14 protein-coding genes are annotated in these 13,183 nt (G+C 40.6%); all 14 read left to right on the top strand.

Going from position 1 to position 13,183, the window contains the following annotated elements; all coding sequences use genetic code 11:
* Positions 1 to 207: 207 nt before the first annotated feature.
* The gene (rpsF, locus tag U9Q08_03790; GenBank protein MEA3328833.1) at positions 208 to 492 is read left to right on the top strand and encodes a 30S ribosomal protein S6; all 285 of its coding nucleotides are present in this window, start codon (positions 208 to 210) and stop codon (positions 490 to 492) included.
* Complete coding sequence (locus U9Q08_03785) at positions 492 to 962, top strand: single-stranded DNA-binding protein (GenBank protein ID MEA3328832.1); 471 nt, start codon at positions 492 to 494, stop codon at positions 960 to 962. Before rpsF ends, U9Q08_03785 begins: the two co-directional genes overlap by 1 nt.
* Before the next feature lie 85 nt (positions 963 to 1,047).
* Positions 1,048 to 1,332 carry a 30S ribosomal protein S18 gene (gene rpsR, locus U9Q08_03780; protein ID MEA3328831.1) on the top strand — a complete coding sequence of 95 codons (285 nt, stop codon included), beginning with the start codon at positions 1,048 to 1,050 and terminating at the stop codon, positions 1,330 to 1,332.
* A 68-nt stretch (positions 1,333 to 1,400) separates the two neighbouring features.
* Positions 1,401 to 1,844, top strand: a complete 444-nt coding sequence (gene rplI, locus U9Q08_03775) for a 50S ribosomal protein L9 (GenBank protein ID MEA3328830.1) — start codon at positions 1,401 to 1,403, stop codon at positions 1,842 to 1,844.
* A 36-nt stretch (positions 1,845 to 1,880) separates the two neighbouring features.
* Entirely contained in the window at positions 1,881 to 3,227 is a 1,347-nt protein-coding gene (gene dnaB, locus U9Q08_03770; GenBank protein ID MEA3328829.1) for a replicative DNA helicase, read from the top strand.
* A complete protein-coding gene (gene bamA / locus U9Q08_03765) occupies positions 3,224 to 5,506 on the top strand; it encodes an outer membrane protein assembly factor BamA (protein MEA3328828.1) in 2,283 nt (760 codons plus the stop codon). Before dnaB ends, bamA begins: the two co-directional genes overlap by 4 nt.
* A gap of 50 nt (positions 5,507 to 5,556) precedes the next feature.
* Positions 5,557 to 6,072 carry an OmpH family outer membrane protein gene (locus tag U9Q08_03760; protein ID MEA3328827.1) on the top strand — a complete coding sequence of 172 codons (516 nt, stop codon included), beginning with the start codon at positions 5,557 to 5,559 and terminating at the stop codon, positions 6,070 to 6,072.
* A gap of 28 nt (positions 6,073 to 6,100) precedes the next feature.
* Positions 6,101 to 7,147 carry a UDP-3-O-(3-hydroxymyristoyl)glucosamine N-acyltransferase gene (lpxD, locus tag U9Q08_03755; protein MEA3328826.1) on the top strand — a complete coding sequence of 349 codons (1,047 nt, stop codon included), beginning with the start codon at positions 6,101 to 6,103 and terminating at the stop codon, positions 7,145 to 7,147.
* Positions 7,122 to 8,444: a bifunctional UDP-3-O-[3-hydroxymyristoyl] N-acetylglucosamine deacetylase/3-hydroxyacyl-ACP dehydratase gene (locus U9Q08_03750; protein ID MEA3328825.1), complete on the top strand. Its 1,323-nt coding sequence runs from the start codon at positions 7,122 to 7,124 to the stop codon at positions 8,442 to 8,444. The genes lpxD and U9Q08_03750 overlap by 26 nt, the downstream gene beginning before the upstream one ends.
* A 225-nt stretch (positions 8,445 to 8,669) precedes the next feature.
* Positions 8,670 to 9,440, top strand: a complete 771-nt coding sequence (gene lpxA / locus U9Q08_03745) for an acyl-ACP--UDP-N-acetylglucosamine O-acyltransferase (protein ID MEA3328824.1) — start codon at positions 8,670 to 8,672, stop codon at positions 9,438 to 9,440.
* Positions 9,440 to 10,243 (top strand): UDP-2,3-diacylglucosamine diphosphatase LpxI, encoded by an 804-nt coding sequence (gene lpxI, locus U9Q08_03740; protein ID MEA3328823.1) that lies wholly within the window; start codon positions 9,440 to 9,442, stop codon positions 10,241 to 10,243. Before lpxA ends, lpxI begins: the two co-directional genes overlap by 1 nt.
* Before the next feature lie 12 nt (positions 10,244 to 10,255).
* Positions 10,256 to 11,590, top strand: coding sequence for a glutamine synthetase family protein (locus tag U9Q08_03735; GenBank protein MEA3328822.1), 1,335 nt, complete (start codon positions 10,256 to 10,258; stop codon positions 11,588 to 11,590).
* Between the two features lie 171 nt (positions 11,591 to 11,761).
* Positions 11,762 to 12,451: a response regulator transcription factor gene (locus U9Q08_03730; GenBank protein MEA3328821.1), complete on the top strand. Its 690-nt coding sequence runs from the start codon at positions 11,762 to 11,764 to the stop codon at positions 12,449 to 12,451.
* Between the two features lies 1 nt (position 12,452).
* On the top strand, positions 12,453 to 13,183 hold a 731-nt coding region (locus U9Q08_03725; protein MEA3328820.1), incomplete at its 3' end, for a HAMP domain-containing protein.

Raw genomic sequence — 13,183 nt, 5'->3', positions numbered from 1 at the left:
TGAGATTCTTCGGCCTTCGGCCTCAGAATGACCTTTTTAGCGTTATTATTTTTAATTTCGGTTAAGGTGTGCACTTTTAAAACTTAAATCGCTCTAAAACTGTGCACTTTTAATTCGTAGATAACAGGCAGTTATTTAGTGCTTGCCAGATGGCTTTGGATGTGGTAAAATATCCGAAAATTGAATAACCAGAATGGAGAGATAACAATGGAAGATTATGAGGGGATGTTTATTGTCAGGCCTGATTTAGATCAGGTACAGTCAGAGAACGCAGCTAAAAATATCGAAGAGGCAATTACCTCCAACAAGGGGACAATAAAGGAGAATTTAGCCTGGGGTAAACGACAGCTATCTTATAAGATAAGCAAGTACCGGGAAGGTTTGTATCGGTTAGTTCATTTTCAGATAGACCCTTCTAATGTTAAGAAAATAAGAAGGGTATATGGGTTAAACGAGAATATATTGAAGATGTTGATAATAAGGAGGAGCTAATGGCTAGTTTAAACAGGGTTTTTTTAATAGGACGGTTAACCAGGGACCCTGATCTGCGCTATCTTCCCAGTGGGACGGCGGTGGTCTCCTTTGGTTTAGCGACCAGCAGGGTTTATACTACCCAGGCTGGGGAAAAGAAAGAAGAGACATGTTTTGTCAGAATCATTAGCTGGGGTAAGCAGGCCGAAATTTGCAATCAATATTTAAGTAAAGGAAGATTAATATTTGTAGAAGGCCGTTTGCAATATCGGGCATGGGAGACGCCCGATGGTAAAAAACGCAGCAGCTTAGAAGTCAGGGCCAATAGAATCCAGTTTTTGGAACGAGCTAAAGGTCAGGAGGTTGCTGGTGAATCTTCGCAGGAAATAGTTGAACCTTCCTCTTTTGAGCAGGGTGAGCAGCCGATAGCTTTAGAACCCAAAGGAATCCAAAATTCAGGAAAGAAGTTCGAAGATGAAGTGCCTTTTTAAATGAGGACAGCCCGAAGTTTCGGGATTTGTCTGAATTTAACTCCACGCTGCGAAACAGCGGGAGGTCACCCAAGGAGATGCAATAATGGCAGTTATGAAAAGATCAGGCAGGAAATTCGACAAAACAAAAAGCGGAAGAAAAAGTAAATTTAAGACCCAGTTTTTCAAGAAAAAATTTTGTCGATTTTGTGTTGGTAAAGCACCCAGTATTGATTATAAGGACTTGAACATACTTCAGAAGTTTATTACCGAACGAGGCAAGATTACCCCGAGGAGAATATCTGGAAACTGCGCCCGGCATCAGCGACAGATAACTGTAGCGATCAAAAGGGCAAGACATATCGCCCTTCTGCCATACGTGGCTGAGTGATAAACAATACACAGATGTAATCTGTGTTCATCTGTGTATTGACGGACGAAGCGAGGAGATAAGGAAATATGGAAATTATACTGACAGAAGATGTAGGCAAATTAGGAAAATCAGGTGATGTTGTAAAAGTGAAAGATGGATATGCCAGGAACTTTCTCATTCCCAAAAAACTCGCTTTTCCGATTACGCCCCAAAACTTAAAAATTGCCCAGCATAAAAAAAAGTTGAAATTCGTTAAGAAAGAAAGTGAAAAACTAAAGGCGGTTGAGCTTGCGGAAAAACTGGCAGCTGTTTCTTGCACAATTCCGATGCCGGTTGGCGAAAATGATAAATTATTTGGAATAGTTACTGGAGCTCATATCTCGGAGGCTTTTGAAACAGAAGGAGTTTCCGTTGATAAGAAAAAGATTGAGATAGCCGCGCCGATTAAGAAATTAGGGGTCTTTACGGTTTTTATTAAACTTCATCCCGAGGTTACCCAGAAAGTCAAGATCTGGGTTGTTAAGGAATGAAAAAACGCACGACGCATAACGAAGAGGTATTTTACCGTGCAAAAGGTATCTGATTTAATTTTGGAGAAGGTCCCTCCTCAGAATTTAGAAGCCGAAATGAGCGTTTTGGGATCTATGTTAATAGAAGAAGAGGCTATCTCCAGGGTTGTCGAGTTATTGGATGAGCTCCATTTTTATAAAGGCAGCCACCAAAAGATATTTTCGGCCGTTATCAATTTATATGATTCCGGGAAAGCAGTTGATCTAATTACTCTGACTGAAAAATTAAAAAAAGATAATTCATTGGAAAAGATAGACGGGGCAGCCTATCTTGCTACATTGGTTAACAGCGTTCCTACTGCAGCCAATGTGGTTCATTATGCCAAGATAGTCAAAGAGAAAGCCTTGCTAAGAAGCTTAATCAATACCTGTACCCGCTTGGTAACTGAAGGCTATGGAAGCAACCAGGATGTAGATCAGCTTTTAGATAAAGCCGAACACGCTATTTTTGACATTACTCAGCGTAAAATCGAAGGCAGATTTATTCAGTTTAAGGATATTATTAAAGACAGCATTGAAACCATTGACAAGCTTTATCAGAAAAAAGAAAACGTGACCGGAGTGCCCAGCGGTTTTCACTCGCTTGATGTTAAGACTGCCGGTTTTCAGCCTTCTGACTTGATAATTGTTGCCGGCCGGCCTTCTATGGGCAAGAGTTCTCTTGCTTGCTGTATTATCGAACATGTCAGCGTAATAGAAAAACTTCCGATAGCTATTTTTAGTTTGGAAATGAGTAAAGAACAATTGGTCCAGCGAATGCTCTGCTCTCATGCCAGGATCGATGCTCATAAAGTACGTACCGGCTATTTATCTCAATCTGATTGGCCGAGGCTTACTGCTGCTGCAGGTAAGCTCAGCGAAGCCCCGGTATTTGTTGATGACACGCCGGGTATTTCAGCGTTAGAGCTTAGAGCAAAGGCCAGAAGGTTAAAAGCCCAGCATGATATAAAGCTGATAGTTCTTGATTATCTGCAGTTGATGCAGGGTCCTAAGAAATCTGAGAACAGACAGCAGGAGATTTCAGAAATTTCCAGATCTTTAAAAGCCCTGGCTAAAGAGCTGGATACTCCTCTGATTGCGGTTAGCCAGCTCTCCCGGGCAGTGGAGTCCAGGGCAGATCACCGGCCGCAATTATCCGATCTTAGAGAATCAGGTTCAATCGAACAAGATGCTGATTTAGTTTTACTTTTGCTAAGAGAAGAATACTATCAGGCAACAGAGGAAAATAAAGGCCTGTCTGAAGTAATAATCGCAAAACAGAGAAACGGGCCCGTAGGTTCGTTAAAACTTGCCTTTATTAAGGAATATACCCGGTTTGAAAATTTGGCAGTTAGAGAAGAATGAGAAAATTAAATATCTGTAGATTATTTTTTTTTACTTTTGTTTTTGCGTTTTTCCTTAGTGGTTTTTCATTGGCTCAAGAGGAGAAAATATCGATTATTGATGTTGAAATAAGAGGTAATAAGCTCATCAGTTCATCAATAATTATGGGTAAGATTAAGACAAAATCGAATGATGATTTTGACCAGGCAATATTAAATCAAGATATAAAAAGATTATATGCTACGGGTTATTTTACCGATGTAAAATTGGAATTAGTCGATCTTAAAGATGGGATAAAAGTTGTCTTTGTCGTTATTGAAAAGCCCCGGGTTGCCGAGATAATAATTAAAGGCAATAAGGCCATTAAGACAAACGAGTTAACAAAAGAAATGCAGACCGCTATTGGCAACGTTCTGGACGGCAAGCTATTAAAAGAAGATATTAATCAATTTAAACGATTATACAAAGATAAAGGATTTCAATTAGCGGATATCAGCTATAAGGTAGAGTTGGATGATCTAACCGGAGAAGCCGCTGTTCATATTTCAATAGATGAAGAAAAAAAAGTCAGGATTAAGAGAATAAATATTTATGGAAACCTTGTTTTTTCAGATAAGAGAATTTTGCAGTTGATGAAAACCCGGAGTGTTGGTATATTCAGGAGCGGTTTTTATAAAGAAGAGGTATTTAAAGAAGATGTAGAAAGGATAAAGGCTTTTTATCAACAGGCAGGATACGGCGACATAGGAATAATACCGGAAATTCACTACGATATTGACAAAAAAAGAATGTATCTAACATTAAATATTACCGAGGGCAAAAAATACCTGGCCGGTCAAATTGAGATAAGCGGAAATGAACTTTTTCCTGCTGAAGAAATAAGGGAGTGTCTTAAAATGTGCACCGGCGATACCTTTAGCCAGTATAGCTTGATCCAGGATATAGCAGTGATACAGGAGTTTTACTTTGCCCAGGGATATATATCTGCCGAGATTACGAGCCATACCACACTGGATGAAATCACCGGAGCGGTAAATATAAACTATAAAATAGTTGAGAACGAACTGGCCTATATAGATAAAGTAAAAATCCGGGGCAATACTAAGACCAAAGATATAGTTATCCGGCGAGAGCTGAAACTTATTCCGGGTGAGAAATTTGATGGAGAAAAACTCCAGAGAAGCAAAGAAAAGCTTTATAACTTAGGATATTTTGAGGAGGTAAGTTACGATGTAGAGCCGGGTTCAGCTCCCAATAAGAAGGATTTGGCGGTAATGGTTAAAGAAAGAAAGACCGGAGAGCTTAGTTTTGGAGGTGGATACAGCACTATTGATCAGTTTGTCGGGTTCGTACAAGTTTCTCAGAGAAACTTTGACCTGTTTAATTTTCCGGAATTTACTGGCGCCGGTCAGTATTTAAGCATAAGGGCAGAATTTGGAACTGAACGAAAAAGCTACAGCCTTTCGTTTACCGAACCTTGGCTTTTTAACCGGCCGATTTCCTTTGGATTCGACGTTTACAGCTGGACTCGTGATTGGGCAGATTATAACGAAGAAAGGCAGGGCGGTGATGTCCGGTTAGGAAGAAGCTTTGGGGAGTACGACCGAATTGACTTGATCTATAAGGCAGAAAATATAACAATATCCGATATTTCACCTACCCATACCGATATTGTAGATGAAGAAGGGACTAATTTGGTAAGCAGTACGGGTATCACGTTAACCAGAGATACACGGGATAATATTTATGTTCCAACCAGAGGGATGTTGATTGGCGGAACAGGCCAGTGCTTTGGAGGCGTATTTGGAGGAGATAGAGATTTTTATAAAATGACTGGAACTGCCAGCACGTACTTTTCCTACTTTAGAAAATTGGTGGTAGAATTGAAAGCGCGTGTAGGGGTGGCCCGGGAATATGGTAACACGCACAGCGTGCCGATTTATGAGCGTTTTTATGCCGGCGGCGCCAATACTGTTCGCGGATATGAAGAAAGAATGGTCGGGCCTCCGAATGACGGGAGCAATCCTATTGGCGGCAAGACAATGTTAATTTTTAATGCTGAATGCACATTTCCGATTATCGAAGTAATCAAAGGAGCGATATTTTACGATATAGGGAATGTCTGGAGAAATAGCTATCAGTTTAACTTAACTGAACTGAAAAGCGGTGTGGGCCTTGGGGTAAGGGTAAAGACTCCTATCGGACCGATAAAATTCGATTATGGATATGGCCTGAATTATGAAGATTGGGATCAGGATCAAAACGGCCGCCTTTATTTTAGCATAACCCGGGGATTTTAACAATTTAACAGTTTAGCAATTTAACCATAAAATAAAAAAAGGAGGACAAAGTGAAAAAGTTGGCAGTTGTTTTTTTAAGTTTGTCGATGTTGGTAACGCTGGTTGTTCCGATTGGTTTGGAGGCTGGAAATATTTCCAAGGTTGGCTATATTGACCTGGCTAAGATATTTGATCAATATAATAGAACCAAGAATTCTGATAGCAACCTGGAAAGAGAATGGAAAGATAAGCAGGGCGAGATAGAAAAAATGAAGGGTGCAATTACCAGTCTTAAAGATGAACTGGAGCTGCGTTCTGAATCAGCCAAAGAAGGAAAACAGGCAGAGATCGATAAAAAGATAAAAAAATTGCAGGATTTTAGCAAAGAAGCTAAAGACGAACTTACCAGCAAAAGAAGCGAGATGGTCAGAGAAATATTAAAAGATATAGATGATACGATAAACGAATATGGCAAGTCCAAGGGTTATGATTTAATATTAAACGAAAGAGTATTGCTTTATCGTAATAAGGTCTTAGATCTTACCGATAAGATTGTCAAGATATTGAATGATAAGTATAAAAAATAGTCGTAACGTATTTAATTAACAAAGTAAAATGGAAAAGACGCTAAAAGAAATAACCGAGATAATAGCCGGAAAGCTTGACGGCGATTCCGGGATAGTTATTAACGGTGTCTCCGGCATAAAAGAAGCTAATCAGGGAGAGATCACCTTTATTGCTAATTCCAGATACAGAAGTTTGGCTGAACAAACTCGGGCCTCAGCCATTATTTTGTCAAAAAATCTCCAGGTCAAAACAAATATACCCTTAATTCGAACCGAAAACCCGTCATTTGCCTTTGCCAAGGTTCTGGGTGTTTTTTCAGAAAGTAAAATCAGCCATCCTGCGGTTGGCATACACCCTTCAGCCGTTATTGGCAAAAACGTTAAACTGGGCAGTAATCTTGCTATTCAGGCACATACGATGATAGAAGATAATGTTGAGATAGGCGATGAAGTGATTATTTATGCTGGTGTGTATATTGGGAAAGGGTCACGAATCGGCAGCAACACCGTACTTTATCCGCATGTCTCAGTTCGCGAAGGGGTAACCATTGGAAATAGAGTAATTATCCATAACGGGACAGTCGTTGGTTCAGATGGATTTGGCTATATAGCTTTAGAGAATATTCAACATAAGATTCCTCAGGTTGGCAGAGTGATTATTGAAGATGATGTAGAGATCGGGGCTAATGTCACTATAGACAGGGCGAGATTTAACAAGACGATTATCGGGCGGGGAACAAAGATCGATAATTTAGTCCAGATAGCGCATAATGTTATTATCGGGGCTAATTCTACAATAGTTGCCCAGACGGGTATTTCAGGCAGCACCGTTATCGGTAAAAATGTTATTCTGGCGGGACAGGCTGGCGTGGTAGGCCACATTACCATCGGCGATAATTGCATAGTTGGCGCTCAGGCTGGCGTAAGCAAGTCTTTAATAAACGGCTCCCAGGTTGTGGGTAGTCCGGCCAGACCTTTTAGTTTAGCCAAAAGGATGAATGTCTGCATGAAAAGGCTGCCCGAGATTTTTAAAAGAGTTGCCGCTTTAGAGAAAAAAACAGAGGGAAAAGATGAAATTGCAAAAAACCATAACTAATGAAGTAAAGCTTTCCGGTGCAGGACTGCACAGCGGCAATAAAGTCAACATCAGATTTAAACCGGCAGAAATTAACACGGGAGTGAATTTTGTCAGAATTGATTTGCCCGGCAATCCTGTTATCGCTGCGCAATTATCTAACATTATTGATGTGACCAGGCGAAGACGAAGAACTTCGATTAGAGCCAATAACGCGGAAGTTCATACTATAGAACATGCTATATCTGGCCTCGCAGGGTTGGAGATAGATAATTTAATTATTGAAATAGACAATGATGAAATGCCCTGTTTTGACGGGAGCGCATCAAGGTTTGTCGAGACTCTAAAAAAAGCAGGTATAGTCGAGCAGGAAGCCCCCAAAGGATATTTAACTATTAAGGAACCCATTTGTATTCAAGAAGAAAAGACAGCTATGGTGATATTGCCCGATGAGCAATTTAAAGTTTCATATACTTTAAGTTATGACCACCCTCTTTTAAAAGCGCAATATGTCACTTTTGAATTAGATCCTTCTTTATTTGAAAAAGAAATTGCTCCCGCACGCACGTTTTGCCTGGAATGTGAGACTGATGAATTAACAAAGCAGGGTTTAGGCGGGGGAGCTGATTATAAAAATACTCTGGTGATTGGCAAAAAAGGCGTGATTGAAAACAAATTCAGGTTCAAAGATGAGTGTGCGCGCCATAAGGTTTTGGACATTATTGGTGATATTTATCTGTTGGGAAGGCCGTTAAAAGGGCATATCATAGCTATAAGAAGCGGGCACTCTATGAATCTTAGACTGCTTCGGCAGCTCAGGCATTATGAACAGAAAAAGATTGGGGCAGCTATAAAAGGAGAAGATTTATTGGCATCCGGGCAAACTCAGTTGGATATAAATGACATTAAAAAGATTTTACCGCACAGGTACCCTTTTCTTTTGGTGGATAGAATTTTGAAAGTTGAGGAAAGTAAGCGCATCGTGGGCCTCAAAAATGTTACTGCCGGAGAGCAATTTTTTACAGGGCATTTTCCTCAGCGGCCGATAATGCCCGGAGTTTTAGTCGTAGAAGCCCTGGCCCAGACAGCCGGGGTGCTAATGCTCTCCAGGAAAGAAAATATAGGGAAACTGGCCTATTTTGTAAGTATGAATAACGTAAAGTTTCGCAGAACCGTAGTTCCCGGGGATAGGTTGATATTGGAAGTGGACGTTATAAAAATCAAGTCGCGTACCGGCCAGGTGCGTACCCGTGCCTTAGTGGAAGGTAAGGTGGCTTGCGAGGCAGAATTGATGTTTTCGCTGGTAACCGCCGTTTAACACACAGACGTCGTTGCGAGGCTGGCGGAAGCCAGCCGAAGCAATCTCTCTTTTTGAGATTGCGCAGTCTGTTGCGAGCCCGTCTTTGAGAGTGCGAAGCCTCCCCGTAAGGGGATTGCTTCGGTGCCTTCGGCGCCTCGCAATGACGGGCGAAGCAATCACGCTTCGTTCCTTCCTCGCAATGACAGCTTCGTTATCATCTGTGCATAATAGGTAGAATAAACTATGAAGATAGATAAAACCGCTGTTATTCATCGGGAGGCTAAATTAGCTGATGATGTAGAAATTGGGCCTTTTACAACCATAGGGAAGAATGTAGCCATTAAGAGCGGAGCCAAGATTGGCTCGCGGGTTTCAATAGAGGGATGGACAGAAATTGGCAAAGGATGCCGTATATTTAATGGGGCTGTGATAGGGAGCATTTCCCAGGATTTGAAATATAAAGGAGAGAAAACCAAAGTGATTATCGGCGATAATAATATAATCAGGGAATATGTAACCATAAACCTTGGGAGCAGCGAAAAAAACCCTACGATTGTCGGTAATAATAATTTAATTATGGCCTATGCTCATTTAGCCCATGATTGCATAGTCGGCAGTGACGTAATCCTGGCTAATGTTGCTACATTGGCCGGACATGTAACCGTAGAAGACAGGGCAGTGATCGGAGGGTTGACAGCCGTGCATCAGTTTTGCAGAATCGGAACATTGTCTATTACCGGCGGATGTTCTAAGATAGTTCAGGATATTGTCCCCTATTCTATGGCTGATGGCCATCCGGCAAAGGTTTACGGCTTAAATGTGGTTGGTTTAAAAAGAGCAAAGATCCCTTCTTTCCGCCGCCTTGAGTTAAAAAAGGCTTTTAAATATCTATTTAAATCCGAGTTGCCCACTAACAATTCTCTAAAAAAAATAAAGAAAGAACTTCCCTCAAGCTCAGAAATTTCCTGTCTTATTAAATTTGTTAAACAATCAAAAAGGGGTATTAGCAAATAATGGGCAACATAGGCCTTATCGCCGGAAACGGTAAATTCCCGATTATGTTTGCCCGGCAGTGTCAGAAGCAGGGCAGAAGAATAATTGCTATCGCTATAAAGGAAGAAACATCTCCCGAGCTGGCTGGTTGTGTAGACAAAATATTCTGGATCCGGGCCGGTGAACTAAAAAGGTTATTCGATATACTGATTCAAGAAGAGGTAAAAGAAGCAGTGATGGCCGGTCAGATTAAAATAAGCCGTTTATTTAAAGGCGGGGCAACACCGGACAAAGAACTTAGCTATATGTTAAAAACTATTGGGACCAAACAGCCATATATCATATTTCGAGAAGTGTCCAACAAATTAAAAAAATTAGGGATTAAATTGCTGAAATCCACTACCTATCTCTCATACCTGCTTCCTAAAAGAGGAGTTATAACCCCCCTTAAGCCTAACGTATCTCAGCTGGCTGATATAAAATTTGGCAGAAAGACAGGCAAGAGGGTGGCTCATCTGAGGATAGGCCAGACAGTGGTAGTAAAAGATAAGGTAGCGCTGGCTATTGAAGGAATAGAAGGGACAGATGAAGCCATAAAAAGAGGGGGCCGGTTGGGCAGCCAGGAAGTGGTGGTGGTAAAAGTAAGCAGTCCCAAACAGGATATGAGGTTTGATGTCCCGGTAATCGGGCCCCAAACCATTCAGACCATGGATGTGGTGGGCGCGAAATGTCTCGCCATTGAGGCAAAAAGAACATTGTTGATAGATAGGCAGGAGGTTATAAAATTGGCAAATAAGTCAGGAATATGTATAGTAGCTTTTTAAGGGAGAACAAAAGTGGCGAAGAATAAAAAAGAAGTAATTAAATTGGTTAAAGACCTAAAGATTAAATTTATTCGTTTATGGTTTACAGATGTATTGGGTTTTTTAAAATGCCTTACCATTACCCGTTCGGAGTTTAAAAAGGCCTTGGAAGATGGAATGGGTTTTGATGGCTCGTCAATCGAAGGATTTGCCAGGATTCAGGAGTCGGATATGGTCGCCATGCCCGATCCCTCGACATTTCAGATTTTACCCTGGTATTCTAATCAGGAAAAGGTAGCGCGTATGTTCTGCGATATCCTGGATCCAAAAACCGGTAAGCCTTTTTCAGGTGATCCCCGGTATGTGCTTAAGAAAATTATGGCCAGGGTTAAAAAGAAAGGATACATCTATCACGTGGGTCCGGAATTGGAATTTTTTTATTTTCGTAATAACAAAGGCACTGAGATATTGGATGCTGCGGGATATTTTGATTTGACCCCTCTGGATATGCCGAGCAATCTGAAGAAACAGACCATTACAGCCTTGGAATCTATGGGTGTTCAGGTTGAATATACCCATCATGAAGTAGCCCCTTCTCAACATGAAATAGATTTAAGACACAAAGACGCATTAACCATGGCTGATAACGTTATGACCTACCGGGTTGTAGTTAAGGAAATTGCCCAGAGAAACGGGGCTTATGCTACCTTTATGCCCAAGCCTATTCAGACGGAAAATGGCAGTGGCATGCATATTCATCAGTCTTTGATGTCTGTAAAAACAGGTAAAAACGCTTTTTTTGATAAAAAGAATAAATACTATCTTTCTAAGACTGCCCGTTGTTTTATAGCCGGTCAGCTCAAACATGCCCGGGAGGTAACCTCGGTAACTAATCAATGGGTTAATTCTTATAAGAGGCTTATCCCCGGATTTGAGGCGCCGGTATATGTTAGCTGGGCGCAGATGAACAGGTCTGCTTTAATCAGGGTTCCTGTTTATAAACCGGGAAACGAAATGGCTACCCGGGCTGAAATACGTTCGCCTGACCCGGCCTGTAACCCTTATCTGGCCTTTGCTGCGCTTCTGGCAGCCGGGCTGGAAGGCATAGAGAAAGGTTACCAGCTTCCCTCTCCGGTTCCCCATAATTTGTATGAAATGTCTAAAGAAGAAAGGATTAAGCTGGGTGTGGGATCTTTGCCTGAGGATTTATTAGAGGCCATCAGGATAACCGAGAAAAGCGAATTCTTAAGACAGGCTTTGGGTGATAAGGTCTTTAGCTTCTTTATCCGCAACCGCAAAGAAGAGTGGGACAAATATAAATCCCAGGTGACAAAGTACGAATTAAAGCGCTACCTGCCGATACTTTGATTTTCTCCAGCCCCGTCCTTGCTGACCTTTTTCACCACTAAATTGGAATTTTAATGGCTGTTGCATCTTAGCGAAAAACTTGCCAGATCAGGTAAAATTCATTATAATATAGATAAGCTAAATTTTTAATATTTATGTAGATTTACGTTATAATATAGAAACAGAAAGGAAATGATGAGTGAAAAAATTCTAATAGTAGAAGATGATAGGCATATTTCCAAACTTGTTAAGTATAACCTGGAAAAGGCAGGTTTTAAATGCGATATTAGAATTACCGGTGAGTCAGCCTTGGAAGTTTTGAATAATGAACCCGTTAATTTGGTCATATTAGATATAATGCTTCCTAAAATGGATGGATTTGAGGTATGCAGACAAATAAAACAGGACAAAAAACTTTCTACTATTCCGATAATAATGTTAACCGCTAAAGGCGAAGAAGTAGATAGAGTTGTTGGGCTTGAATTGGGGGCTGATGATTATGTGATTAAACCATTCAGCCCAAGAGAATTGGTTTTAAGGGCAAAGGCAGTTTTAAAACGCGGTAAGATCGAAGAAATTACCAAAGATGTCTTGGCCGCAGATAAATTAAAAGTAGATATTCCGCGGCATAAAACAATTGTTAATAAAAAGGAAATAAAATTAACTCAAATGGAATTCAAACTTTTAGTTATCCTCATGCAAAAAACCGGTCGTGTCCAATCAAGAGAACAATTGCTAAATGATGTTTGGGATTTAGCCGCTGAGGTTACCACGCGCACCGTAGATACCCATATTAAACGCCTAAGACAAAAATTAGGCAAAATGGGCAGACTGATCGAAACCGTAAGAGGAATTGGTTATAAGTTTACTGAAGAGGATTGATGTGAAGGCTTCCGTTCATTATAAAATTACGCTTGTTTTTGGAATAATTATTGCTGTTGTTCTCACCGGGGTTTATTTTTACCTTAACAATAGTTTACAAGAGCATACCTATCAACGTATTAAAACTAACTTGTTAAAGCAAGTTTCTTTAACCAAGTTTTTGCTTGAGGAAAATCTTGCCGGAGATATCCGGCACCAGGAATTTGATGCAGTAGCTGACAGGATTGGAAAAGATTTGAATGTGCGGGTTACCATCATCAATCTTGATGGTACCGTTGTAGGAGATTCAAAGTTAGATAACAAACAACTTTTAGGAGTTGAAAAGCATCTCTATCGGCCGGAAGTACAGGCAGCGTTGGGGTCAGGGGTTGGAGAAAGCAGGCGTTTTAGTACTACCATAAAGAAGGAAATGCTTTATGTCGCTGCTGGTTATGGTAAAGAAAAAACGCAGGGTATAATACGGTTGTCAATACCACTTTTAGAAATTGAGGTAACATCAAACCGCCTGAAAAGAATGCTTGTAGCGTCATTTTTTGTTGCTTTTGTTTTGGCAATGATTATCAGTTTTTTAATGTCGTTATTTATCTCAAAACCGGTAAGAAAAATATCTCTGGCGGCTAAAGCAATCGCAAAAGGTGACTTTTCAAAAAGAATTACAATTGTTTCAAACGATGAGATAGGTGACTTGGCAGCTACGTTTAATTATATGTCAGAACAGATTAAATTACGGGT

The organism is Candidatus Omnitrophota bacterium (genome assembly GCA_034717435.1).
Taxonomy (GTDB): domain Bacteria; phylum Omnitrophota; class JAUWXU01; order JAUWXU01; family JAUWXU01; genus JAYELI01.
This window is presented reverse-complemented; position numbering and strand designations above follow the sequence as displayed.